General features: G+C 65.4%; 22 protein-coding genes. 14 read left to right on the top strand and 8 right to left on the bottom strand.

Annotation, left to right across the window (positions count from 1 at the left end; translation table 11 throughout):
• Positions 1-24 precede the first annotated feature (24 nt).
• From CCR82_RS12300 to CCR82_RS12290, 3 genes are read right to left on the bottom strand one after another with little or no spacing between them, the layout of a single operon-like run.
• A complete protein-coding gene (locus CCR82_RS12300; protein WP_201246096.1) occupies positions 25-501 on the bottom strand; it encodes a Smg family protein in 477 nt (158 codons plus the stop codon).
• 35 nt (positions 502-536) lie between these two features.
• On the bottom strand, positions 537-1,772 hold the full coding sequence (gene dprA / locus CCR82_RS12295) for a DNA-processing protein DprA (protein WP_242513448.1): 1,236 nt from the start codon (positions 1,770-1,772) through the stop codon (positions 537-539).
• The gene (locus CCR82_RS12290) at positions 1,762-2,799 is read right to left on the bottom strand and encodes a LysM peptidoglycan-binding domain-containing protein (protein WP_201246095.1); all 1,038 of its coding nucleotides are present in this window, start codon (positions 2,797-2,799) and stop codon (positions 1,762-1,764) included. The genes dprA and CCR82_RS12290 overlap by 11 nt, the downstream gene beginning before the upstream one ends.
• A 402-nt stretch (positions 2,800-3,201) precedes the next feature.
• Here CCR82_RS12290 and def point away from each other — a divergent pair, with 402 nt between their 5' ends.
• From def to CCR82_RS12245, 9 genes are all read left to right on the top strand, one after another.
• Positions 3,202-3,738, top strand: coding sequence for a peptide deformylase (def, locus tag CCR82_RS12285; RefSeq protein WP_201246094.1), 537 nt, complete (start codon positions 3,202-3,204; stop codon positions 3,736-3,738).
• 34 nt (positions 3,739-3,772) lie between these two features.
• Positions 3,773-4,753 carry a methionyl-tRNA formyltransferase gene (gene fmt, locus CCR82_RS12280; RefSeq protein WP_201246093.1) on the top strand — a complete coding sequence of 327 codons (981 nt, stop codon included), beginning with the start codon at positions 3,773-3,775 and terminating at the stop codon, positions 4,751-4,753.
• Positions 4,746-6,077, top strand: a complete 1,332-nt coding sequence (gene rsmB / locus CCR82_RS12275; RefSeq protein ID WP_242513447.1) for a 16S rRNA (cytosine(967)-C(5))-methyltransferase RsmB — start codon at positions 4,746-4,748, stop codon at positions 6,075-6,077. The genes fmt and rsmB overlap by 8 nt, the downstream gene beginning before the upstream one ends.
• Positions 6,074-6,682, top strand: a complete 609-nt coding sequence (locus tag CCR82_RS12270) for a DUF4390 domain-containing protein (protein ID WP_242513446.1) — start codon at positions 6,074-6,076, stop codon at positions 6,680-6,682. The genes rsmB and CCR82_RS12270 overlap by 4 nt, the downstream gene beginning before the upstream one ends.
• Before the next feature lie 2 nt (positions 6,683-6,684).
• Complete coding sequence (locus CCR82_RS12265; protein WP_201246091.1) at positions 6,685-8,880, top strand: sensor histidine kinase; 2,196 nt, start codon at positions 6,685-6,687, stop codon at positions 8,878-8,880.
• On the top strand, positions 8,877-10,244 hold the full coding sequence (locus tag CCR82_RS12260; protein ID WP_201246090.1) for a sigma-54-dependent transcriptional regulator: 1,368 nt from the start codon (positions 8,877-8,879) through the stop codon (positions 10,242-10,244). Before CCR82_RS12265 ends, CCR82_RS12260 begins: the two co-directional genes overlap by 4 nt.
• A gap of 10 nt (positions 10,245-10,254) precedes the next feature.
• Positions 10,255-11,631, top strand: coding sequence for a Trk system potassium transporter TrkA (gene trkA / locus CCR82_RS12255; RefSeq protein ID WP_201246089.1), 1,377 nt, complete (start codon positions 10,255-10,257; stop codon positions 11,629-11,631).
• Positions 11,632-11,706: 75 nt separating this feature from the next.
• Positions 11,707-13,164: a TrkH family potassium uptake protein gene (locus CCR82_RS12250; protein WP_201246088.1), complete on the top strand. Its 1,458-nt coding sequence runs from the start codon at positions 11,707-11,709 to the stop codon at positions 13,162-13,164.
• Positions 13,165-13,534: 370 nt separating this feature from the next.
• On the top strand, positions 13,535-13,867 hold the full coding sequence (locus CCR82_RS12245; protein WP_201246087.1) for a tetratricopeptide repeat protein: 333 nt from the start codon (positions 13,535-13,537) through the stop codon (positions 13,865-13,867).
• On the opposite strand, the gene xseA is transcribed toward CCR82_RS12245, so the two are convergent.
• The gene (gene xseA / locus CCR82_RS12240) at positions 13,827-15,212 is read right to left on the bottom strand and encodes an exodeoxyribonuclease VII large subunit (RefSeq protein WP_201246086.1); all 1,386 of its coding nucleotides are present in this window, start codon (positions 15,210-15,212) and stop codon (positions 13,827-13,829) included. The genes CCR82_RS12245 and xseA overlap by 41 nt on opposite strands.
• Positions 15,213-15,360: 148 nt before the next feature.
• Here xseA and guaB point away from each other — a divergent pair, with 148 nt between their 5' ends.
• The 5 genes from guaB to CCR82_RS12215 all read left to right on the top strand — a co-directional run bounded on the left by guaB (position 15,361) and on the right by CCR82_RS12215 (position 20,250).
• The gene (gene guaB, locus CCR82_RS12235; RefSeq protein WP_201246085.1) at positions 15,361-16,827 is read left to right on the top strand and encodes an IMP dehydrogenase; all 1,467 of its coding nucleotides are present in this window, start codon (positions 15,361-15,363) and stop codon (positions 16,825-16,827) included.
• A gap of 5 nt (positions 16,828-16,832) precedes the next feature.
• Positions 16,833-18,407, top strand: coding sequence for a glutamine-hydrolyzing GMP synthase (guaA, locus tag CCR82_RS12230; RefSeq protein ID WP_201246084.1), 1,575 nt, complete (start codon positions 16,833-16,835; stop codon positions 18,405-18,407).
• Positions 18,408-18,430: 23 nt separating this feature from the next.
• The gene (gene tadA / locus CCR82_RS12225) at positions 18,431-18,862 is read left to right on the top strand and encodes a tRNA adenosine(34) deaminase TadA (protein ID WP_201246083.1); all 432 of its coding nucleotides are present in this window, start codon (positions 18,431-18,433) and stop codon (positions 18,860-18,862) included.
• Positions 18,863-18,957: 95 nt separating this feature from the next.
• Positions 18,958-19,599 (top strand): BMC domain-containing protein, encoded by a 642-nt coding sequence (locus CCR82_RS12220; protein ID WP_201246082.1) that lies wholly within the window; start codon positions 18,958-18,960, stop codon positions 19,597-19,599.
• A gap of 45 nt (positions 19,600-19,644) precedes the next feature.
• The gene (locus CCR82_RS12215) at positions 19,645-20,250 is read left to right on the top strand and encodes a hypothetical protein (RefSeq protein WP_201246081.1); all 606 of its coding nucleotides are present in this window, start codon (positions 19,645-19,647) and stop codon (positions 20,248-20,250) included.
• Positions 20,251-20,292: 42 nt separating this feature from the next.
• Here the strand turns inward: CCR82_RS12215 and CCR82_RS12210 are convergent, their stop codons facing one another.
• The 4 genes from CCR82_RS12210 to CCR82_RS12195 form a co-directional block, all read right to left on the bottom strand.
• A complete protein-coding gene (locus CCR82_RS12210) occupies positions 20,293-21,078 on the bottom strand; it encodes an endonuclease/exonuclease/phosphatase family protein (protein ID WP_201246080.1) in 786 nt (261 codons plus the stop codon).
• 115 nt (positions 21,079-21,193) lie between these two features.
• Positions 21,194-21,844 carry a c-type cytochrome gene (locus tag CCR82_RS12205; protein WP_201246079.1) on the bottom strand — a complete coding sequence of 217 codons (651 nt, stop codon included), beginning with the start codon at positions 21,842-21,844 and terminating at the stop codon, positions 21,194-21,196.
• A gap of 249 nt (positions 21,845-22,093) precedes the next feature.
• Positions 22,094-22,717 carry an SCO family protein gene (locus tag CCR82_RS12200; RefSeq protein WP_201246078.1) on the bottom strand — a complete coding sequence of 208 codons (624 nt, stop codon included), beginning with the start codon at positions 22,715-22,717 and terminating at the stop codon, positions 22,094-22,096.
• Positions 22,718-22,843: 126 nt separating this feature from the next.
• Positions 22,844-23,383, bottom strand: coding sequence for a gamma carbonic anhydrase family protein (locus CCR82_RS12195; protein ID WP_201246077.1), 540 nt, complete (start codon positions 23,381-23,383; stop codon positions 22,844-22,846).
• Between the last annotated feature and the right edge of the window lie 256 nt (positions 23,384-23,639).

Genomic DNA, 23,639 nt, shown 5'->3' with positions numbered 1-23,639 from the left:
GCCGTCGTGCTCGCCGTCGGTGCGCTAGTGCAGGTAGGCGGGCTCGTCGCCGTAGATGAGTTCTTCCATTTGGGTGAAGGCGTCTTCCTGCCCGGGACGATTCATCAGCACCAGCAGCACCACCCATTTGAGTTCATCCGTCGAGACGGCAGCCTGCTCGATGGCGATGGCGCGATCGATCACCAGCTCGCGGCTGAGCGGATCGAGGATGCCGTTCTGCTCCAAGAACAGCAGCAGCCCGCGCGCTTCGAGGTCCAACTTGGTCTCCTCGGCGGTGGTGTAGATGCGCATCGCACCGTGATCATGCGGGCGATCATCGCTGTGCTCCATGCGCTGCGCCAGATCGTCGAGCCAGGTCAGCGCCTGCGCCACCTCGTTGTTGGTGAAGCCGGCGCTGGTCAGTTCCTCTTCCAGTTCGCCATGCTCTTCCGGTGGCATGGCCTCACCGCTCATGTAGTTCTCGAAGAGATAGATCAGGACATCGACCATGTTGTCGTACATTCAGAGTCCTCGGATGGAGTCACAAGCCTCAGCCATTACGCGCCGAAGTGGCGGCAGTACCGTCCGCCCGCTAAGCATGATACATGGCCCTGCAACTCGAGGAGCAACAACATCGAGGAGACCGCCTGCGCCGAGAAGCCGGTGCGCGCTACCAGTTCATCGGGCGCGACCGGATCTTGGCCCATGCTCTCGAGGAGGCGGGCATAGTCCGGATCGAGGTCTGCCGTTGTCTCCGAATCGACGCCTGCCGGTGTCGCCGTCGGCGTCGCGGATGATCGGTGCGATGACTGTCCGGCTTTGGCCGGCGGCCGCGAGGGCCTGGAATCAGCGGACTCAGCGGGCTGGGCAGACTGTGCGGACTCGGCAGGCTGGGCCAGATAAGACTGTAGTTGTGGCGCCAGTTCTTCGAGCAGCTGATCGACGCTGTCGATCAGCTTGGCGCCCTCGCGGATCAGCGCATGACAGCCACGCGCCAAGGGATTGTGGATCGAGCCGGGAATCGCAAACACCTCGCGCCCCTGCTCGGCTGCATAGCGGGCGGTGATCAGGGAGCCGCTGCGCGGTGCCGCCTCGGTCACCAGGGTGCCCAGGCTGAGACCGCTGATGGTCCGATTGCGGCGCGGAAAATGACTCGCCTGCGGTCCAACGCCGGGCATGAATTCACTGACCAGCGCGCCCTCGCTGCTGATCCGATGGGCCAGCTCGCGGTGGGCGGCGGGGTAGACCCGATCCGGTCCGGTACCGAGCACGGCGATGGTGCGGCCCGTCTCCAGCGCGCCCAGATGCGCCGCCGCATCCACGCCCAGGGCCATGCCACTGGTGATCACCAACCCCAGTCCCGCCAGATGCGCGGCGAAGGCGCGCGTGGTCTGCACCCCGCCTGCGGTAGGGTTGCGGCTGCCGACGATGGCGAGCTGCGGCTCGCACAGCAGCGCCAGATCACCGCACACGAACAGCAGCGGCGGCGCCGAGGGCAGTTCAGCCAGGCGTGGCGGATAGGCAGAATCAGCCAGCGTCAGGATGTGCGCCTCGGCCTGCTCGGCCCAGCGCAGGGACGCCGAGATGGCGGCCGCATCCGGCGCGCGCAGCGCCGCGAGCATCGGCTCGCTCAGCCCGAGCGAGCGCAAGGCCGAGGTCGGCGCGGCGCAGGCCGCCTCGGCGCTGCCGAACGCGGCCAACAGCTTGGCGATCCGGCGCGGACCCAGTCCCGGCGTCGACACCAGGGTCAGCCAGGCGGTGAGATCGGTCTCGTCCATGGGCTCAATGTCCATGGGGTGCCGCGACCCTCTGGCCGACGCGCAACGCCTGATGGGCCCGCATCACCAGCCCAACGCTGACGCGCTCGAAGACCCGGAACACCAGGATGATCCCGACCTGGGAGTCGGGCACGCTGTAGGCGCCGCCATCGCTTACCTCACCACCGTCATAGACCGCGAACACCTGTCCGCTCTCCACCCCTTGGCGTGCACCGCGATCGAGCACCACGTGATCGTACTGGCCGATGCGCGTGACGTCATCGAGCACCGCGATGAGATGCCCCTTCAGCCCAGCCGGTGCCGGCCGCGGCAGGAAGGGGCGAAGCGCGACCGTGTCGCTGCGCAACGGACGCACGCGATCACCCCTGCGCACCGGCATGATGGCATTGGTCACCAACAAGACCGCCGGGTCGCCCGCCCGCCCCAAGCGCGCCTCGGCCACGAAGCGCGCTGGGTAACCGAGCACGTCTTGAGTGACCGGATCGCGCAAGGCCTCACCTGGGCGCAGGATCTCGTATCTGTCCGCTGGCGCTTCGTGGATCGGGCGCACGAAGAGGCGATCACCGGTCGCGACCAGGAGGCGCTCGCGCGGAAAACCGACCACAGAGGGCGCTTCCTCGAGCGCGCGCGAATCGGCGACCCAGGACCGCGACAGGAATGGTTCGATGGCATCGATCGGGATAGTTGGCACCGCCGCGTCCAGCGTGGTGATCCGCACGCGTGGCGACAGCTTCATCACGCGCATGCCGTCCGAGGCGGCCGTGGCGTGGCGCACACGCGGCCGGCTAGGACGGCTGGTATCGAGCAGGAGTCGATCCCCCGGATAGATGAGGTTCGGGTCCGCGACCTCGGGATTGCCCTCCCAGATTTCAGGCCAGCGCCAGGGATCACGCAGGAAACGCCCGGCGATCCCCCACAGGCTGTCGCCGGGGCGAACCTGGTAGACTTCGGGGGCGTTCGGCTGCAGTGCCACCGGTGCCGATGCTGCCGGTGCCGCAAGCAACGGCGAGCAGGCCGTCATGACCAGCTCGACGAGCACCATGCGTCCAACGCGAGGTCCAACGTAGGGCCCAACGCGGGAACCAGCGCACGCAAGGAACCGGATTGCACACAGCAGCGTCGACATCATCGATTCTGTTTCATGGCCTCATCCTATTGTCTTGAGCGCATTGAGGCGCCCGGCCTCGAGCCTGTGAGCCTCGGCGCTGCTGATCGCGCGCAGCGGCATGGCGTTCGTTGCCCTCAGTGATCTTGACCCGCACTGGTGGCACACTGACATGCGCTCACAGCAGGCTTGTACAATAGGGTATCATCGCAATGTAATCCCGACGTTTTTTGTTCGGCCCCGTGCGCGCCTCGAGCGGCGTGTCCAAGCGCGAGCGCCTCATGCTCGACCCGTCCCCTTGGCCCCGCCCGGGAGCCGACCGACGCCCCTGATAGTGTTATGGCCTTACTCGATATCCTCACCTTCCCCGACGCGCGCCTGCGAAGCACCGCGGAGCCAGTCGCGCAGGTCGACGACAGCACGCGCCAGCTGGTCAGCGACATGCTCGAGACCATGTATGCCGCACCCGGCATCGGCCTGGCCGCGATCCAGGTCAATGTCCCCCAACGGGTGATCGTGATCGACATTTCCGAGGAACACTCGGACCCGCTCTGTCTGATCAACCCCGAGATCCTCGAGCGCGAAGGCGAAGAGGAGATGGACGAGGGCTGCCTCTCGGTGCCTGGTTACTTCGAGACCGTCAAGCGTGCCGAGCGCGTGCGCGTGCGGGCACTGAACCCCGAGGGCGAGCCCTTCGAACTCGAAGCCGATGGCCTGCTCGCGGTCTGTATCCAGCACGAGATCGACCATCTCGATGGGCGCTTGTTCGTCGATCACATCTCCTCGCTCAAGCGCCAGCGCATCCGCAAGAAGCTGGAAAAGGAGCAACGCGCATCCCAGCCCGCCACCTCCGCCAGCGAACGCAAAGCCATCTGATGACCGCGGGCCGTCAGCCGCACCGGAGCCACTGATGGAAGCCCCTCTGGAATCCCCTCGCATCCTCTTCGCCGGCACACCGACCTTCGCGGTGCCCGCCTTGAGCGCCTTGATCGCCGCCGACTGGACGGTGGTCGCGGTCTATACCCAGCCCGATCGTCCAGCGGGTCGCGGCCGTAAGACCGCCAGCGGCCCGGTCAAGCAGGTCGCGCTCGATGCCGACATTCCGGTGTTGCAACCGCCGAGCCTCAAGAGCGCCGCCGCCCTCGAGCAGATGCAGGCCTTGTCGCCCGACCTGATGGTGGTCGCCGCCTACGGCCTCATCCTGCCGGCGACCATCCTCGCCTGCCCGCGCCTTGGCTGTCTCAACATCCATGCCTCGCTGTTGCCGCGCTGGCGCGGCGCGGCGCCGATTCAGCGCGCCATCGCCGCAGGTGACGAGTACACCGGCATCAGCCTGATGCACATGGAGCAAGGGCTCGACACAGGCCCGGTCTATGCGACGCAGCGCACCCGCATCGGCCCGCGCGAGACCGGCGGCAGCCTGCATGATCGACTCGCCGCCATCGGCGCCAAGCTGTTGCTCGACAGCCTGCCGGCGATTTGCGACCAATCCCTGACGCCGCAGCCGCAAGACCATGACGCGGCCACCTATGCGAGCAAACTGGACAAGCGCGAGGCGATGATCGACTGGCGGCGCTCGGCGCTCGAGATCGACCGCCAGATCCGTGCCTTCGAGCCCTGGCCAGTGGCGCAGACCCATTGTCAAGGCGAGACCCTGCGCCTCTGGGAAGCGAGTCCACTGGCGGCCGGCGAGGCCGGGGCGCGGCTCGCCGCCGACACGACAGGTCAGCCCCTCCCCGGCACCGTGCTCGGCAGCAGCAGTGATGGCATCGAGGTCGCCACCGGCGATGGCGTGCTGCGCATCGAGCGCCTCCAAGCCCCGGGCAAGCGCCCGATCAGCGCCGCCGACTATGCGCGCGCGCATGCCGTCGATGGCATCCTGCTTGGCTAACGCACACACTCAGCCCGCGCCCAGCGGGGCGGCGGTGCGCGCGCAAGCGGCCAGGGTGCTGCACGCGGTGCGCGCCGAGGGCCGCTCCCTGACCGACGCTCTCGCGGCGAGCGCAACGCCAGCGGACGCGCGCGACGAGGCCCTGTTGAGCGAGCTGACCTTCGGCGCCTTGCGGCTGTTACCGCGCCTGGAAGCGCTGACCAAGCACCTGCTGCAACGCCCGCTGAAGCCGAACGATCGCATCATCGGCTCCCTGCTGATGATCGGACTCTATCAGCTGATCGCCCTTCGCATCCCGGATCATGCCGCAGTCTCGGCCACCGTTGCCGCGACGCGGCTGTTGCAGCGCCCCCGCGCGGTGGGTCTGGTCAACGCGAGCCTGCGCCGCTTTCAACGCGAAGGCCCTGAACTGCTCGCCCTGGCCGAGCGTGATGAGGCCGCGCGCTGGCTGATGCCGACCTGGCTGTTGCGCCGCCTGCGCGTGGCCTGGCCCGAGGACTGGGAAGCGATCGTCACCGCCAGTCAGGGCCGCGCGCCGATGTTCCTGCGCGTCAACACCCTGCGCGCGAACCCAGCTGAATACGCGGCGCGGCTGAGCGCGGCCGAGATCGAGGCGCAGACGCTCGCGGACCAGCCGCAGGCCTTGCGTTTGGCGCGGCCCATCGCTGCCCAGGCGCTACCGGGCTTCAGCGAGGGGCTGGTCTCGGTGCAGGATGCCGGGGCGCAATGGGCGGCACCGCTGCTCTGCCCACAGCCTGGCGAGCGCGTGCTCGATGCCTGCGCGGCCCCTGGCGGTAAGAGCGCCCATCTGCTCGAACAGGCGCACGGCCGGCTCGCGCTGACCGCGATCGACGCCAGCACCGAGCGGCTCGAGGCCGTGCGCACGACCTGTGCGCGTCTGGGGCTGGAGGCTCGGATCATGGTGGGTGATGCCACACGACCAGACCCGGCCTGGGCCGACGCCCCCTATCAGCGCATCCTGCTCGATGCCCCTTGCTCGGCCACCGGCGTGATCCGCCGCCATCCCGATATCAAACGGCTACGCCGCGAGGCCGACATCGGTCCCCTGGTCGACACCCAGGCCCGCATGCTGGATGCGCTCTGGCCCCTGCTGCAGCCGGGTGGCTGCCTGCTCTACCTGACCTGCTCGCTCCTGCCCGAGGAGAACGAGGCCCAGATCGCCGGCTTCCTCGCCCGCCAGCGCGATGCCGTCGAGTCACCGCTGCCCACCAGCCTGGGCATCGCGCGTGCCCATGGGCGACAACTGCTGCCCACTGACGCGGGACCGGACGGGTTCTACTTCGCCCGCCTGCTGAAGCAATGATCCGAGTCCGAGCCCGAGCCCGCCCTTGGCGCTGGCCGCCGGCGCTGCTCGCCTGCGTCGCGCTGACCTTGTCACTGGTCTTGAATCTACTGCCGAGCCCGATGGCGCGCGCGGCGGACGGCTTCCATGTCATCGATGCCAAGACCCGCCGGGTCGACGGCAAGCATATCCTCTCGGCCGAGATCGACTATCGCTTCAGCGAGCGTGCGCTGGAGGCGCTGGAGAACGGCGTGCCCTTGACCATCCAGGTGCATCTGCAAGTGCGCGAGCAAGGCGCCTGGATCTGGGACGAAAGCCTGGTCGATCGGCGCCTCAGGTACCGCATCCGCTACAAGCCCCTGTCCGAACGGTACCTGGTCTCACGCCTGCCGAGCGAGGATGGGCGCATCTTCGTCACGCGCCAGGCCGCGATCGCCGCCCTGGGCGAGCTGAACGACCTCCATCTGATCAGCGCGCACCATCTCGACCCGCAGCAGGCCTATGAGGTGCATCTGCGCGCCTCGCTCGATATCGAGGAACTGCCCCTGCCGCTGCGCCCGATGGCCTATCTACGCGCGGGCTGGAAGCAGAGCACCGGCTGGACCCGGTGGCCGTTGACGCCTTGAGCATGCTGAAACGACAGCTGCTGCAGCCGAGCACGATCGCCGTCGGCATGCTCTTGGCGATCCTCATGGTCGCCCTGCACCTGATGACCAGCGCGGTGCAGAACTCCGAGGTGCTGAGCCGCCTCTTCGTGCCCCTGCTGGCGCTGGTGCTGATCGGCCTGCTGGCCCTGGCGCTGTTGGTGGGCGCCAATTCCGTGCGCCTGGTGCGGGCACTGCGCCATCAGGCCGCCGGCTCGCGCCTCGCCGCGCGGCTGCTGGCGATGTTCGCGCTGATCTCGCTGTTGCCGGTGGGCGTGGTCTACTACTACTCGTTGGGCTTCATGATGCGCGGCATCGATAGCTGGTTCGATGTCGAGATCGATAGCGCCATGGAGGATGCGCTGACACTCAACCAGGCCTCGCTCGACCTCAACCAACGCATCCTGATGAAGTACAGCGCTCAGCTACTGAGCGGTATCCAGGATCGCTCCGCCACCGCGCTGACCCTGACCCTGGGCACCTTGCGCCGCCAGGCCGGCGCGCTCGAGCTGACGCTGTTCGATCGCGCCGGCCAGGTCCTGGCCACGGCCAGCGATGACCCCTTGCAGTTAGTCCCCGATCAGCCCGAGCGCGAAATCATGCAGCAGGTGCGCCGTGGCGTCGACCACGTCGGCCTGGAGCCGGGGCCGGGCGGCGAGCTGGTGGTGCGGGTGCTGGTGCGCGATCCAAGCGCGCGTCCCCTGCTACTGCAGGCCATCTTCCCGACCTCGGCGCGTATCACCGAGCTGGCCACGCGCCTGGAAAACGCCTACAACCGCTACACCGAACTCGCGTTTTTGCGCCAATCGCTCAAGTTCAGCTTCTCGATCACCCTGTCGCTGGTGCTGGTCTTCGGTTTCATGGCCGCCTTGCTGATCGCCTTCCGCACGGCCAAGGCCTTGACCGACCCGATCGCCGATATCGCCCACGGCACGCGCGCCATCGCCGCAGGTGACTACGAGCAGCAGTTGCCGCTGCCGCGCCATGACGATGAGCTGACCTTCCTGGTCGCCTCCTTCAATGCCATGACCCGGCGCATCGCGCAGGCGCGCGACGAGGCCGAGCAGAGCCAGCAGGCAGTGGAAACACAACGGGCCTATCTGCAGACGCTGCTCAGCCGCCTCTCCTCGGGCGTCATCGCCTTTGACGAGGACAATGCGCTGCGCACCAGCAACGCCGCCGCGCGCCAAATCCTCGGCATCGAACTCGATGATGCCGCGCCCATGCCCCTGGCTACCTTGGCGACCCTCTATCCGCGCCTCGCGCATTGGTGCGAGACCGTCGGTCGGCGCATCGGCAGTGGTCGCGATTGGCGCGAGGAGATCACCCTGTTCGGCGTCGATGGGCGCCAGGTGCTGATGTGTCGCGGCAGCCCGCTGCCGGTCACCGCCTCCAGCGGCGCCGAGGATGCGCAGCCGCATGCCGATCACGTGCTCGTGTTCGATGACATCACCACCCTGATCCGCGCGCAACGCGATGCCGCCTGGGGCGAGGTCGCGCGCCGGCTCGCCCATGAGATCAAGAATCCGCTCACGCCGATCCAACTCTCGGCCGAGCGCCTGCGCCACAAGCTGTTGCGCACGTTGCCGGAGGCGGAGGCCAAGCTCGTCGATCGCTCGACCCACACCATCATCCAGCAGGTCGAGGCGATGAAAGCGATGGTCAACGATTTCTCCAGCTACGCGCGCAGTCCCGAGATGCAGCAGGAGCCGTTCGTGCTCGATGGGCTGGTCAACGAGGTCTTGGAGCTGTATCGCGCCGGACCGGTCAAGATCGACAAGGCGCTCGATGCCGGCGGGGCGATGATCCGCGGTGACTCCAAACGGCTGCGTCAGGTGCTCCACAATCTGGTCAAGAATGCCTCCGAAGCGCTCGAGGAGCACGCGGAACCGCACATCCAGGTCGCGACCCGCCGGGTCGATGACAATGACACCGAGAGCGTCGAACTGCGGGTCGAGGACAACGGCAACGGCATCGACCCCGACATGATCGGACGGCTGTTCGAGCCCTATGTCACCTCCAAGGTCAAGGGCACCGGACTCGGCCTGGCGATCGTGAAGAAGATAATCGAAGAGCACGGCGGTATCATTCGGGCGGATAATGCCGAGTCGGGCGCCCGTTTTACCGCACGGTTACCCGTCAGTACCGCGCCCAGCAGGCCGCAAACAGGAGAATCATGAGCGCAACCCACATCCTGGTCGTCGACGACGAGCCGGACATCCGCGAGACGGTTCGCGACATCCTCGAGGACGAGGGCTACGAGATCACCAGCGCCGAGCATGGGGAGGCCGCGCGGCACGCCCTGCGTGACCGGCGCCCTGATCTGATGCTGCTCGACATCTGGATGCCGGATCTCGATGGCATCACCCTGCTCAAGGAATGGTCGGAGAATCAGGGGCTGCCCTGCCCGGTGATCATGATGTCCGGCCACGGCAACGTCGAGACCGCCGTCGAGGCGACCCGGCTCGGCGCCTACGACTTCCTCGAAAAGCCGCTCTCGATGGCGAAGCTACTGCTGACCGTCGAGCGCGCGCTCGAGGCCGACAAGCTGGTGCGCGAGAACGTCGGCCTGCGCCGCCGGCCGGCGCTGGTGCTCGAGCCCGCTGGCCGCTCGGCGGCCATGCAACGCCTGCGCGAGCAGGTCAAGCGCATCGCCCAGCACGATACCTGGGTGCTGATCACCGGCGAGGCCGGCACCGGGCGCGAGACCTTCGCGCATTATCTGCACACCCAGAGCGCGCGCAAGGAACGCCCGTTCGTCGATCTCGGGGTTTCGGCGATCGCGCGCGGCAATGCCGCCCGCGAGTTGTTCGGCAGCGAGGAGCACAATCAGGTCCACTACGGCAGCCTGGAGCAGGCCGCTGGCGGCACCCTGTTGCTCGACGAGGTCGCCGACATGGACCTCGAGGCCCAGGGCCAGTTGCTCGGCGCCTTGGACACCGGCTCCTTCCTGCGCGTGGGCGGCAGCGAGCCGGTGGCGATCGATGTGCGCATCATCGCGGCCACCCAGCGCGATCTCAAGGAAGAGGTGCGCGCCGGCCACTTCCGCGAGGACCTGTTCTATCACCTCAACGTGGTGCCGCTGCACATCCCGCCGCTGCGCGAGCATGCCGAGGACATCCCGGACCTGCTCAACTACTACGTCGACTATTTCGCGACCCATGAGAAGCTGCCGTATCGGCGCTTCAGCGTCGGCGCGCAGAACTTCCTGCGCAACTACGGCTGGCCGGGCAATGTGCGCGAGCTGAAGAACCTGGTGCAACGGGTGCTGATCCTCGGCGCCGGTGACGAGATCACCCAGAACGAGGTCGAAACCGCGCTCGGTTCCAATCCGCCGGTGCCGAGTCAACCGCTCGAGGGGCTGGTGTCGTTCGACCAGCCGCTGCGCCAGGCGCGTGAGCAGTTCGAGAAGGCCTATCTCGAATATCAACTCGGCAAGCATGCCGGCAACGTCAGCAAGATGGCCAAGGAGGCGGGCATGGAGCGCACCCACCTCTATCGCAAGCTGCGCTCGCTCGGTATCGAGATCAAGGAGCGGCGCTGACCCGCGCCCAATGAAGATCATCATCCTCGGCGCGGGCCAGGTCGGCACTTCGGTGGCGGCGAATCTGGTCAACGAAGCCAACGACATCACCGTGGTCGATACCGACGCGCAGCGCCTGCGCGACCTCGCCGACCGCTTTGATCTGCGCACCCTGCAGGGACACGGCGCCCAGCCCGATGTGCTCATGCGCGCCGGCGGCGAGGACGCCGAGATGATCATCGCGGTGACCAACAGCGATGAGACCAACATGGTCGCCTGCCAGGTCGCCTACACGCTCTTTCATACGCCGACCAAGATCGCCCGCGTGCGCGCGCAGGGCTTCCTCGATCACCGCGAGGCGCTGTTCGGCGGCGATGCCTTCCATGTCGATGTCACCATCAGCCCCGAGCAGTTGGTGACCGACTACATCCTGCGCCTGATCGAGACGCCGGGCGCGCTGCAGGTCACCGATTTCGCCAATGGCCGGGTGCGCCTGGTGGCGGTACGCGCCTATTACGGCGGCCCGCTGGTCGGCCAGGAGCTGCGCGCGCTCTATGAGCACATGCCGCATATCGACGCGCGCGTCGCCGCCATCTACCGCCAGGATCGCGCCCTGCAGCCCGAGGGCGACACCGTCATCGAGGCCGATGACGAGGTCTTCTTCGCCGCCGCGCCCAAGCATATCCGCTCGGTCATGAGCGAGTTGCGCCGGCTCGACAAGCCTTATAAGCGGCTGATCTTCGCCGGCGGCGGCAACATCGGTACCCGTCTCGCCCGCGTCACCGAGCGCGACTATCGGGTCAAGGTGATCGAGAGCAATCTCGAGCGCTGCAAGCAGATCGCCGAGTCGCTCGAGCGCACCATCGTGCTGCATGGCGATGCTGCCGACGAGGAATTGCTGCTCGAGGAGAACATCGAGGATACCGATGTCTTCTGCGCGGTGACCGATGACGACGAGGCCAATATCCTCTCGGCCATGCTCGCGAAACGCCTCGGCGCGCGTAAGGCCATGGCGCTGATCAACCGCTCGGCCTATGTGGATCTGGTGCAGAGCGGCCCGATCGATGTCGCCATCTCCCCGCAACAGGCCACCATCGGCACCCTGCTCAAGCATGTGCGCCGCGGCGATGTGGTGATGGTGCATTCACTGCGCCGCGGCGCCGCCGAGGCGATCGAGGCCATCGCCCATGGCGACCAACACTCCTCGAAGGTGGTCGGGCGCACGATCGCGGCGATCCACCTGCCCAAGGGCGCCAGCATCGGCGCCATCGTGCGTGGCGATCAGGTGCTGATCGCGCACCACGATACCGTCATCGAATCCGAGGACCATGTGATCCTGTTCCTGCAGGACCGCCTGCGGGTGCCCGAGGTGGAAAAACTGTTCCAGGTCGGCGTCACGTTTTTCTAGCGCTCGGCGCGCCTCGCCAAGGCACGCGCTCTTTTTTACTCATTGACGCCAGACGTTTGCGAGAATCGGTCGCCCATGCTGAAACGCTTGCTTACCGTGCAGAAGGTGCTGGGTCTGCTGCTGATCCTGTTCAGCGTCTCGATGCTGCCGCCGGCGGTTGTCGCGCTGATCTACCAGGACGGCGCCTTGTTGCCCTTTCTCTATGCCTTTGCGCTCATTCTCGGTATCGGCGTGCTGAATTGGCTGATCGCAAACCACGCCAGCCATGAACTGCGGGTGCGCGATGGGTTCTTGGTGGTGGTGCTGTTCTGGGTGGTGCTCGGACTCTCGGGCGCGCTGCCGTTCTGGCTCTCGCCCGAGCCCAGGCTGTCACTCACCGATTCGGTGTTCGAGTCGATCTCGGGGCTCACCACGACGGGTGCTACCGTGATCCTGGGCATCGATGAGCTGCCCCATTCGATGCTCTGGTATCGCCAACAACTGCAATGGCTCGGCGGCATGGGGATCATCGTGCTGGCGGTGGCAGTGCTGCCGATGCTCGGCATCGGCGGCATGCAGCTCTACCGCGCCGAGATGCCGGGGCCGATGAAGGAGACCAAGCTCACACCGCGCATCACCGAGACCGCAAAGGCGCTCTGGTACATCTATCTCGGGCTGACGATCGCCTGCGCGCTCGCCTATTGGCTGGCCGGGATGGACGGTTTCGACGCCATCGGCCATGCCTTCTCGACTGTGGCGATCGGTGGTTTCTCAACCCACGACGACAGCATGGGGTATTTCGATAGCACCTTGATCGAGATGATCGCGGTGTTTTTCATGCTGGTCGCCGGGATGAATTTCGCGCTGCACTTCGTCGCCTTTCGGCGCCGCTCGTTGCTCGCCTATCGCCATGACAGCGAACTGCGGTTCTATCTGTTCTTGATGATCGTCGTGACCACGATCGTCACCCTCGCCCTGTTCTATACCGACACCTACATCCTCTGGGACGACGCCTTTACCCACGCCCTGTTCCAGACGGTGTCGATCGGCACCACCACCGGATTCACCACCGATGCCTTCTACTATTGGCCGCCGTTCATCGAGATCCTGCTGATCTTTCTCGCCTTCGTCGGCGGCTGCGCCGGCTCGACCGGGGGCGGTATCAAGGTGATTCGCCTCCTGCTGCTGATCAAGCAGGGGCTGCGCGAGATCGGCCGCCTGATCCATCCGAACGCGCAATTGCCAGTGCGGGTCGGCGGCAAGGTCATCAACCATCGCGTGGTGGATGCGGTCTGGGGGTTCTTCTCGCTCTATATCGCGACCTTCACGCTGATGTATCTGGCTCTGGCCGCTACCGGGCTGGATCTGCTGACCGCCTTCTCGGCCGTGGCCGCCTGTATGAACAATCTCGGGCCTGGACTTGGCACCGTTGGCGCCCATTATGCCGACATGCATGACACGGGCATCTGGATCCTCTGCGTGGCGATGTTGCTCGGACGCCTCGAGATCTTTACCTTACTGGTGCTGTTCAGCCCGGCCTTCTGGCGGCGTTGAGGGCTCGAGTGGCTTGCCGGAATCGTCGTAGCATGGAAACAATCAGCCTGCTCGATCGCACTCATTCACTAGCTTGAGTCATTGCAACCTCTTCATTGCGTTAACGCTGTGATGCTCGACCCCGATCGCCCGTAGGGCCTAGTTTTTTACTTGGTAGTGGCCATATGGTCGCACGCACAGCCGGTAGGCCAAGTAAACGCAGGGCATTATAGCCGCTCAGTTTGATCTCGACGAGGAAACACCCCCAAACGAGAAAGACAAATAATAAAAATATCAAATACTTAAAAGTTTCGCGTTCAACCGCAGCATGCAGGCCATTGTCGGCGTCTGTCTGCGGACCCATCAGCAATCACCGACAACGGACCAACCCATGGGTATCATCGACAATCTCGAGGCGATGCGAGCCAGGGGCCAAGACTCGGCGCTGTTGCGCTACAGCCTCGGCAACGAATATCTGAAGCAAGCGCAGATCGACCAGGCGATCGAGCATCTGGCCGAAGCGACACGGCAAGACCCTGACTATTCAGCGGCCTGGAAGCTCTACGGCAAGGCGCTCACCCAGGCGGAGCGCGCGGCGGAGGCCGTCGAGGCGCTGCATCAAGGTATCGAGGTCGCCGAGGCGAAAGGCGATGCTCAGGCGGCAAAGGAGATGCGGGTCTTCCTCAAGCGCGCTCAGAAAGCGCTCGCTGCGCATCGTCAATGACCCTGGCCTCGAAGCCACCTTCTGCCACTTGAACTCGAATGCGGGCGCCCGGCGGCACCTGTTGGGGGCGATGCACCAAACGGCCCTCGGTATCGGTGACGATGGCATAGCCGCGCGCCAGGGTGGCGAGCGGACTGCGCGCTTGCAGCCCACCCGCCAAGGCCGCGAGCTGTTCTCGGCGCCGTTCGATGGCCCGCCGGCCTGCCTGCGCGAGCCGTTCGCTGAGGCGGGCGAGGTGCTCGGCCTCGACGTGCAGGCGCTGGCCTGGCGCGACCCGTCGCAGGCGCTGCCCTAAGCGCTCCAGGTGCGCTCCCGCCTCGCCAACACGCGCCTCCAGCGCGCGCTCGAGCCGCCGCTGGAGGTCATCGACGCGCTGTTGCTGCTGTTCCAAACGCGCGCGTGGATGCAGCAACGCATGTTGGCGTTGGAGTGCCGACAAGCGTTGCCTTGCCGTCTCTCGCGCCCGCCGCGCCGCTGTCGCGAGGCGCGCGTCGAGCCCGCACAGATGGCGCCGCGCCTGCTCGGCATCGGGAGCCACCAGCTCGGCCGCCGCCGAGGGCGTCGCACCACGCCGATCGGCCACCAGATCGGCGATGCTGAGATCGATCTCATGGCCGATGCCGGTCACGATCGGCAACTCGGAGGCATGAATCGCGCGCGCCAGCGCCTCATCGTTGAAGGCCACCAGATCCTCGAGCGAGCCACCACCGCGCGCCAGGATCAGCAGATCGCACTCGCCGCGCCGGTTGGCCAGCTCGATTGCCGCGATCAATGCCTCCACGGCTTGCGCGCCTTGCACCAGGCTCGGATAGATGAGCACCGGCAGGAGCGGGAAACGGCGCCCGAGCACCGTGAGCAGGTCATGCAGCGCCGCGCCACTGGCCGAGGTGATCAGCCCGAGCTGGCAGGGATAGGCGGGTAGCGCGCGCTTGTGCGCCTCGGCGAACAACCCATCGGCGGCGAGGCGCTGCTTGAGCTGCTCGAGCGCGAGTCGCAGCGCGCCGTCGCCAGCGGGCTCCATCTGTTCGACGATGAGCTGAAAGTCCCCGCGCGGCTCATAGAGCCCGACCCGCGCCCGCACCAGCAGTTGCTGGCCGTTGGCGGGCTGGAAGCCAAGCCGCCGGCGTTTGCCGCGGAACATCGCGCAGCGCACCTGCGAGGCACCATCCTTGAGGCTGAAGTAGAGATGCCCCGAGGCGGGCTGGGAGAGATTGGACAGCTCACCCTGCACCCAGAGCAGCGGGAAGCTGCCATCGAGGACCGCGCGCACCTCGGCGTTGAGGCGCGAGACGCTGTAGAGATCGCGCGAGAAATCGATGATGGGGGAGGCTGGTGAGGTCGGCATGGGGAGAGAGTGGCCGCTCCGGCAGCGGTGGCGATTGCAGGATGTCGTTGCCGATAGCTGCTTGAATTCCTATGATAGTGAGTTAACTTTTCGGAATCCACCGCTCTGCGTGGTTCCAGCCCCAGCCCCCAGTTTTCGAGGTTCCGCCATGCGCCTGATCGAGGAAGCCCTGACCTTCGACGACGTGCTGCTCGTCCCAGCGCATTCGACGGTCACCCCCAACACGGTCGATCTCAGCACTCTGCTCACGCGCGAGATCGCGCTCAAGATCCCGCTGGTCTCGGCGGCGATGGATACCGTCACCGAGTCACGCTTGGCCATCGCGATGGCGCTCGAGGGCGGGATCGGCATCGTGCACAAGAATATGTCGGCCGAGCGCCAGGCGCGTGAGGTGCTGGCGGTGAAGAAATACGAGAGCGGCATCATCCGCGACCCGATCACGGTCTCGCCGGATCTCAGCATCGGCGAGGTGTTGGCGCTGACGCGCGCGCACGATATCTCCGGCGTGCCCGTGACCGAGGGCAGACGGCTGGCCGGCATCGTCACCGGGCGCGATCTGCGCTTCGAGCGCCGTATGGACGCCCCGGTCTCGGCGATCATGACACCGCGCGAACGCTTGGTCACGGTCAAGGAGGGCGCGAGCCGCGACGAGGTGGTGGCGTTGCTCCATCAACATCGCATCGAGAAGCTGTTGGTGGTCAACGATGACTTCGAGCTGCGCGGGCTGATCACCGTCAAGGACATCCAGAAGGCGACCGACTTTCCGAAGGCCTCGCGCGATGCGCATGAGCGCCTGCGGGTCGGTGCGGCGGTGGCCGTTGGTCAGGGCACCGACGAGCGGATCGCCGCGCTGGTCGAGGCTGGCGTCGATGTGCTGGTGGTCGACACCGCGCATGGCCACTCGCAGGGCGTGCTCGATCGCGTCGCCTGGATCAAGCGCCACTTCCCCGAGGTGCAGGTGATCGGCGGCAACATCGCCACCGCCGGGGCGGCGACGGCGTTGGTCGAGGCCGGGGCCGACGCGGTCAAGGTCGGTATCGGACCTGGGTCGATCTGCACCACGCGTATCGTCGCTGGCGTCGGCGTGCCGCAGATCACGGCGGTGAGCAATGTGAACCAGGCCCTGGAAGGGACCGGGGTGCCGTTGATCGCCGATGGCGGGCTGCGCTTCTCGGGCGATGTCGCCAAGGTCATTGCCGCCGGCGCTCACAGCGTGATGGTCGGCGGGCTCTTCGCCGGCACCGATGAGGCGCCCGGTGAGGTCGAGATCTATCAGGGCCGTTCCTACAAGACCTATCGCGGCATGGGCTCGCTCGGTGCCATGGGCCAGAAGGACGGCTCGAGCGACCGCTACTTCCAGGAGCAGACCGATAAGGAGAAGCTGGTCCCGGAAGGCATCGAAGGGCGGGTGCCCTACAAGGGCAGCGTGCTCAACGTCACCACGCAACTGGTCGGCGGGCTCGCCTCGAGCATGGGCTATACCGGTTGCCGGACGATCGAGGAGATGCGCACCAAGCCGATGTTCGTGCGCGTGAGCGCGGCCGGCATGCGCGAATCCCATGTGCACGATGTGCAGATCACCAAAGAAGCGCCGAATTACCGCATCGACAACTAAACCCCATGCCCAATATCCATGCCGATCGCATCCTGATCCTCGATTTCGGTTCCCAGTACACGCAGCTGATCGCACGTCGGGTGCGCGAGGCCGGGGTCTACTCCGAGGTGCATCCCTGGGAGATGCCGTCCGAGGCGGTGCGCGCGTTCGCGCCCTCGGGGGTGATCCTCTCCGGTGGTCCACAATCGGCGCATGCGCAAGAAACACCGCGCGTGGCGCCGCTGATCTTCGAGCTGGGCGTGCCGGTGCTTGGCATCTGTTATGGGATGCAGACCATGGCCGCCCAGCTCGGTGGCCGGGTCGCCCCGGCGCAACAGCACGAGTACGGCTATGCCCAGGTGCGCGCGCGCGGCCATTCGCAGTTGTTGCGCGAGATCGAAGACCACACCAGCCCAGATGGCTATGGGCTGTTGGATGTCTGGATGAGCCATGGCGATCGCGTCGAGGCGCTGCCCGAGGGTTTCTCGGTGATCGCCGAGACCGACAATGCCCCGCTCGCCGGGATCGCCGACGAGACGCGCCGATTCTATGGCGTGCAGTTCCATCCCGAGGTCACCCATACCCACCAGGGTCAGCGCATCATCGAGCGCTTCTGCCATGCCATCTGCGGCTGTCGGCGACTCTGGACGCCGTCCAACATCATCGATGATGCGATCACCGCGATCCAGGCGCAAACCGGGGATGACGAGGTGCTGCTCGGCCTCTCGGGAGGGGTGGATTCCTCGGTGGTCGCCGCGCTGCTGCATCGCGCCATCGGCGATCGGCTGATCTGCGTCTTCGTCGATAATGGGCTGCTGCGCCATGGCGAGGGCGATCAGGTGATGGCGACCTTTGCCCGCCACATGGGCGTGCGTGTGCTGCGCGTCGATGCCGAGGCCCAGTTCCTGGATCGCCTCTCTGGCGTCAGTGATCCAGAGGAAAAACGCAAGCGCATCGGTAATACCTTCATCGAGGTCTTCGAGGCCGAGGCGGCCAAGCTGCCGGGCGTCCAATGGCTGGCCCAAGGCACCATCTATCCGGATGTGATCGAGTCCGCCGGCGCCAAGACCGGCCAGGCCAAGGTGATCAAGTCGCATCACAACGTCGGCGGGCTGCCGGAGCGGATGCGCCTGGGTCTGGTCGAGCCACTGCGCGAGCTGTTCAAGGACGAGGTCCGGCGCATCGGCATCGAGCTGGGGCTGCCGGCCGAGATGGTCTATCGCCATCCCTTCCCCGGCCCCGGCCTCGGTGTGCGCATCCTCGGCGAGGTCCAGAAGGACTCTGCCGATACGCTGCGGCTGGCCGATCACCTCTTCATCGAGGAGCTGCGCGCCGCGGAGCTTTATGATCAGGTCTCGCAGGCGTTTGCGGTCTTTCTGCCGGTGCGCTCGGTCGGCGTGGTCGGCGACAACCGCTGCTATGAGCATGTGATCGCCTTGCGCGCGGTCGAGACCATCGACTTCATGACCGCGCGTTGGGCCCATCTCCCCTACCCGTTCCTGGATCGCGTGAGCACCCGCATCGTCAATGAGGTGCCGGGGGTCTCGCGCGTGGTCTATGACATCACCGGTAAGCCCCCGGGCACCATCGAGTGGGAGTAGAGCAGCCGCTGGATCAACGCTGGATGCGGCGCGCCCTTGAGCTTGGCGCCCGCGCCGCCGATGAAGGCGAGGTGCCGGTCGGAGCGCTGATCCTGCGCGACGGCGAGCTCCTCGGCGAGGGCTGGAATCGACCGATCGCAAGCCACGACCCGACCGCCCATGCCGAGATCCAGGCCTTGCGCGCGGCAGCCACGCGGGTCGAAAACTATCGGCTCCCAGGCGCCGACCTCTATGTCACCCTGGAGCCCTGCCCGATGTGTGCGGCGGCGATCGTCCATGCGCGCATTCGGCGCGTCATCTATGGCGCCAGCGATCCCAAGGGCGGCGCCTGCGGTTCGGTGTTCGATCTGTTGCCCTCGGATACGCGTTTCAATCATCGCACCGCGTGCGAGGGCGCAGTGCTCGCCGATGACTGCGCTGCGCTGCTGCGCGCATTCTTTCGCGCCCGTCGCTGAGTCTGCTTGCCGGGTCCGTGGCTGGAATTTACGGTATCATTCGCGGTTGATTCCGATGCGCTGGAACGACTGCCCCCAACTCGGGAAAGGACCGGATGATCAAGCTTCGCACCTACATCTATATCGATTCGCTCCAGCCTCAGCTCGCCGAGTACATGGGGACCGTCTCTCAAGGCTTCCTCCCGGTGCCCGGCGATGCCTGCATGTGGATCGAGGTCTCGCCGGGGATGGCGGTGCATCGCTTGACCGACGTGGCATTGAAGGCGACCCGCGTCCACCTCGGCCAGCAGGTCGTCGAGCGCGCTTTCGGCTCCATGGTCATCCATCAGCGCGATCAAAGCGATGTGCTGGAGGCCGGGCATGCGGTCCTGCGCACCTTACGCGCGCGCGAGGACGATCGCCAGAAATGCCGTATCGCCTGGAACGAGGTGATTCGCGCCATGACCCCGGATCATACGGTCTTGATCAACCGCCAGAATCGGCGCGGCTCGATGATCCTGCCCGGGCAGAGCATGTTCATCCTCGAGACCGAACCGGCCGGTTACATCGTCTATGCCGCCAATGAGGCCGAGAAGGCGGCGAACATCACCCTGATCGATGTGCGTGCGGTCGGTGCCTTCGGTCGCCTGACACTCTCTGGCAAGGAATCGGATATCGACACCGCTGGCCATGCGGCCGTGGCTGCCGTGCGCGCGCTCTCCGGGATTGAGCGCGCGGCGACCTCACCGCATTCCTAGGGCGGAAGCGCGCATGCACGCATCGCTCAGGAGTCATCGCGCTCGATGAGCAGTCGACCCAGGCTGTTGACCAACCCACGGCTCCATAACGGCCGCCTGCTGCTGACACCAGAGAACCCGATGGCCAAGGCAGGCCTGTCACACCTCTCGGCGCTCCTGCAGGAGGGTGGGCTCATCGAGGCCGCGCCGTCGGCACAGCCGATGCGCTTTGGACCCGGCGAGCGCCTCTTCGAATACATCGGCTTCACAGGCTGCGCCGTGCAACTCGATCAGGCGCCGGGAAGCCCGCATGCGTTCGCGATGGGTCTTGAAGGGCCTTTCGAGGCTCCGCAACTTCGCAGCGGCCGCAATAGCCGTCCACCGCGCTGTCCCGAATGTCGCAGCGCCGTCTCGAGCTGGCGCCAGCAGCTTGATCCAGAGATGGGCATTGGCACCAACGGCGATCACGCGAGCGACCTCTTGAGCTGCACGAGCTGCGGAGCCCGCGCTCCTGGTTGGCATTGGAACTGGGGACGCCACGCCGGTTTTGGACGCCTGTTCATTGGCATCGAGCCCGTCTTCCCCGGCGAGGGGCGGCCTTTACCCGCACTCTTCAATTTGCTGGAGCGCGTGGAGATTGGCCCCTGGCGTTACTTTTATATCCAGGATTGAGTCACGCACGGCCCCACCCGAGGGCCTTTCGTGCGAGCGTGATCAGGCGGGGACGACAAACCCTGTATCGGTGCTCATCAGACACACCCCGGCCGGAAGCGCCACTTCCATGCTGATCGGGAGATGGTCGGACAGTGCGTAATCGAGCACCCGGGCGCCCCGGATGCGCAGATCCGGAGAGACCAGGATATGATCGAGGTTGCGCTCGGGACGCCAACTCGGAAAGGTCTTCAACTCGCAGTCGAGGCCGCGCAGCCCAGCTGCGGCAATCGCGGCCCGGAGCATCCGTGAGCCGCAGCCGCAATTGAAGTCGCCCATGAGGACGATCATCTGGTAGTGACGCGCAATCTCGACCAAATAATCGAGCTGCCGACGCTGTGCGCGCCGTCCCAGGGCAAGGTGCAGCACGCAGACGGCGAAGGGCTCGCCGGCACTGGTCGGAAATTCGACCACCATGGCGCCTCGACCCGGCAGCCCGGGTAGCTTGTGCTCGATGACCGACCCGGGCTTGAATCGGCTCAGGAGTCCATTGCTGTGGCGGGCCAGCAGGCCAAGCTCGCGGTTGACCTGTGAGAGCCAGTAGGGGTATCCCGCTTGCTGGGCGAGGTATTGGCTCTGATCGATATAGGCGCTGCGCAAGCTACCAGCATCGACCTCTTGCAGGCCGACAAGATCGAACCCTCGCAGCAGCGCGCCAATACTGGTCAGGTTACGCTGGCGCTCGCCGTGGGGGATCAGATGCTTCCAACTGTTGGCCACATAGTCGCGGTAGCGGCGCGACTCGATACCGGCCTGGATGTTGAAGCTCAGCAGCCGCAGCCTATTCACGGCCCGTCCTCGAGGCTTCACCTCTTTCGCGATGTCGAGGCGCCCTGCCTGCGCAAGGGCAGCGGGCCAGCCTTCGCAACAGCTGGCCTCGCGGCGGCAACAGCGATAAGGGCGCTTAGAGGTTGAGACCCTCGATATAGGCGGCAACGGCTTCGATCTCATCGTCCTTGAGGTTGGCCGCGACACCGCGCATCATGCCGTTGGGGTCGTTGGCCCGCTCGGTGCTGCGGAAATGCCCGAGGGTTTGGGCCGTATATTCCGAGAACTGCCCGGCGATCCGTGGAAACTTTGCCAGGTTGCTACCAATCCCCGACGGACCATGGCAGCCGGAGCACGCCGGGACGCCGGTGTCTGGGTTACCAGCCCGGTAGATCCGCTCACCCTTAGCAACCAAGGCTTCCTCGGCCGCACCGCCGGATTGCTCAAGGCCTGAATAATAGGCTGCTAGATTGCGCATCTCTTCATCGCTGAGCGGCATCGCCATCGGCGACATCTGCGCATTCCAACGCTCATTGTTCTTGAAGTTCTGCAGTTGCTTGTAGATGTAGCGCGGGTGCTGGCCGGCGAGCTTTGGCCAGACCGGCTGACCGGGGATGCCGTTGCCGTCAAGACCGTGACAAGCTTGGCAGATCTGCCCGGCCTTCTCTTTACCTTTGGCTGCGTCACCGCCGACGTCGGTCGAGAGCCCGGAGGCCGATACGGCACTCGTGCCGGCGAGGGTGAGCATAGCGGAGGAAAAGATTCCGGCGATCAGCGATGTCTTCATAGTCACTACCGTTGCGTCGATATTCGTGGATGGCGGGCCACCGGCTTAAGCCTTGACCATGCAAATCCGGCTATATATATCAGAGATTAACGATTTAGGTCAACGCGCTGCCGCCTGAGCACCCTTGGATGGAGACTAGAGACGGCTCGCACGAAGAGAAGTTCCTACCCAGGCGAGGCGTAGACCCGATGCTCCCTCACTCGAACGCCCGTTTGACCGCCTGGTGATGCCCGAGCTCGGGATTAAGGTTCAGATTGATTCGGGCTCATTCAGATGGCGACGCAGGGTGGCGACGATCTTTTCCGCTGGTGTCGCGTGATCAAGCACCCGCACCAGTGAGCCGGACTCATCGATCACATAGCTGTGGGCCGAATGGTCGATCATGTAGCCCATCGCCGAGTCGCTCGCCTCCGCGCGCCGGTAAGCGGCCCCGTACTGTTTGGCGACGGCGGCCAGCGCTTGGTCCGTTCCCGTGACGCCGATGATATTGGGATGAAAGTAATCCACATACTCGGCCAGACGCTCGGGAGTATCCCGTTGCGGATCGACACTCACAAAGACGACCTGAACCCGCTCTCTCTCCGTCGGGGTCAACTCGCGTAACGCAAGCGCGATGATCGCAAGATTCGTTGGACAGATATCAGGGCAGGAAGCATAGCCGAAATACAGTAACACCACCTTGCCTCGGAGATCCGAGAGCTTCAACGCCCCCCGCGCCGATGTCAGCTGAAAATCGCCACCCGCTGGTTGCTCAGCCAGCTCGAGCTGCTCATGGCGACTGGACGGGGTCGACACTGGATTCCACGCCAACAGGAGCCAGAGCAGCAAAGCGCTCAACAGCAAGATTGTCATGATCGGGATGGTCTTCGACATCAGGCGATCGACTCGCGGCGAACAGAGGCAGGCCATGTGCTATGGGGAAAGTCGCCAGAGTCCTCTGGGCGATGCGGGTTAGTGTCCGTGCATTCGCCCATTGGCACCATGAGGATGCGCAAGTGTTCAAACGGCCGTGGCCCGATGGCTGATCGCCAGCTCGATGTAATGCTGCGCGGCGTAGTCCAGGTATTCGAGTTCGAGGTCGGTCAGCGTTCGCGCCGGCTTAGCGGGCGCCCCGATATACATAAAACCACTTTGCAGCATCTTGCCCGGCGGCACCACGGCCCCGGCCGCCAACATCAGGCGCGGTCGCAGCACCGCCCGGTCCAGCACCCGGGCACCGATGCCGATGAGGCAATGATCATGCACCTCGCAACCATGGAGGGTGGCGTGGTGGCCAATGGTGACGCGCTCGTGGACGATGGTAGGGGCGCCGCCCGGCAGGAAGCGGCTGTCATGGGAGACATGAAGCACCGAGCCATCCTGCACATTGCTCCCGGCGCCGATGTAGATGCGGTGGATATCCCCGCGCAGCACGGCATTCGGCCAGACAGAGGCTTGCCCTCGGATCTGGACATCACCAATGACGACAGCCGTCTCATCGATCCAGGCATCGGCCGCAATCCGTGGCTCGAGCCCTTGATAACTCCTTACATTGGTCATCGCGCTATCCTGGTTCCTCTAGGTCGTAGTGCATTCACTAAATGCTACCATGACCCTGGAAAGGTGCCGTGGTTCCCGAGCTCTTTAGGGAGACCACGCCCTAACTTTGCCCCATATGCCCCCCTGGCTTAAGACGCTGTACAGGAACTAACTATCTGATATATAATACATAATTTACGGCTCATGGGGCGATTTTTTGACCAAACCCCTTTTCATTCGGAGCAACCGGTATGACTTCAGACGGCGCTCATCCACG

It is taken from the genome of Halochromatium salexigens (assembly GCF_016653295.1).
In the GTDB taxonomy this organism is placed as follows: domain Bacteria; phylum Pseudomonadota; class Gammaproteobacteria; order Chromatiales; family Chromatiaceae; genus Lamprobacter; species Lamprobacter salexigens.
The sequence above is the reverse complement of the archived record's forward strand: the minus strand, read 5'-3'. Positions and strand labels throughout refer to the sequence as shown.

Excerpts from the sequence above, each read along its gene's own strand:
- CCR82_RS12300 (WP_201246096.1), bottom strand. The coding sequence starts at position 501 with ATGTACGACAACATGGTCGATGTCCTGATCTATCTCTTCGAGAACTAC.
- dprA (WP_242513448.1), bottom strand. The coding sequence starts at position 1,772 with ATGGACATTGAGCCCATGGACGAGACCGATCTCACCGCCTGGCTGACC.
- CCR82_RS12290 (WP_201246095.1), bottom strand. The coding sequence starts at position 2,799 with ATGGTGCTCGTCGAGCTGGTCATGACGGCCTGCTCGCCGTTGCTTGCG.
- def (WP_201246094.1), top strand. The coding sequence starts at position 3,202 with ATGGCCTTACTCGATATCCTCACCTTCCCCGACGCGCGCCTGCGAAGC.
- fmt (WP_201246093.1), top strand. The coding sequence starts at position 3,773 with ATGGAAGCCCCTCTGGAATCCCCTCGCATCCTCTTCGCCGGCACACCG.
- CCR82_RS12270 (WP_242513446.1), top strand. The coding sequence starts at position 6,074 with ATGATCCGAGTCCGAGCCCGAGCCCGCCCTTGGCGCTGGCCGCCGGCG.
- CCR82_RS12265 (WP_201246091.1), top strand. The coding sequence starts at position 6,685 with ATGCTGAAACGACAGCTGCTGCAGCCGAGCACGATCGCCGTCGGCATG.
- CCR82_RS12260 (WP_201246090.1), top strand. The coding sequence starts at position 8,877 with ATGAGCGCAACCCACATCCTGGTCGTCGACGACGAGCCGGACATCCGC.
- trkA (WP_201246089.1), top strand. The coding sequence starts at position 10,255 with ATGAAGATCATCATCCTCGGCGCGGGCCAGGTCGGCACTTCGGTGGCG.
- CCR82_RS12250 (WP_201246088.1), top strand. The coding sequence starts at position 11,707 with ATGCTGAAACGCTTGCTTACCGTGCAGAAGGTGCTGGGTCTGCTGCTG.
- CCR82_RS12245 (WP_201246087.1), top strand. The coding sequence starts at position 13,535 with ATGGGTATCATCGACAATCTCGAGGCGATGCGAGCCAGGGGCCAAGAC.
- xseA (WP_201246086.1), bottom strand. The coding sequence starts at position 15,212 with ATGCCGACCTCACCAGCCTCCCCCATCATCGATTTCTCGCGCGATCTC.
- guaB (WP_201246085.1), top strand. The coding sequence starts at position 15,361 with ATGCGCCTGATCGAGGAAGCCCTGACCTTCGACGACGTGCTGCTCGTC.
- guaA (WP_201246084.1), top strand. The coding sequence starts at position 16,833 with ATGCCCAATATCCATGCCGATCGCATCCTGATCCTCGATTTCGGTTCC.
- tadA (WP_201246083.1), top strand. The coding sequence starts at position 18,431 with ATGCGGCGCGCCCTTGAGCTTGGCGCCCGCGCCGCCGATGAAGGCGAG.
- CCR82_RS12220 (WP_201246082.1), top strand. The coding sequence starts at position 18,958 with ATGATCAAGCTTCGCACCTACATCTATATCGATTCGCTCCAGCCTCAG.
- CCR82_RS12215 (WP_201246081.1), top strand. The coding sequence starts at position 19,645 with ATGAGCAGTCGACCCAGGCTGTTGACCAACCCACGGCTCCATAACGGC.
- CCR82_RS12205 (WP_201246079.1), bottom strand. The coding sequence starts at position 21,844 with ATGAAGACATCGCTGATCGCCGGAATCTTTTCCTCCGCTATGCTCACC.
- CCR82_RS12200 (WP_201246078.1), bottom strand. The coding sequence starts at position 22,717 with ATGTCGAAGACCATCCCGATCATGACAATCTTGCTGTTGAGCGCTTTG.
- CCR82_RS12195 (WP_201246077.1), bottom strand. The coding sequence starts at position 23,383 with ATGACCAATGTAAGGAGTTATCAAGGGCTCGAGCCACGGATTGCGGCC.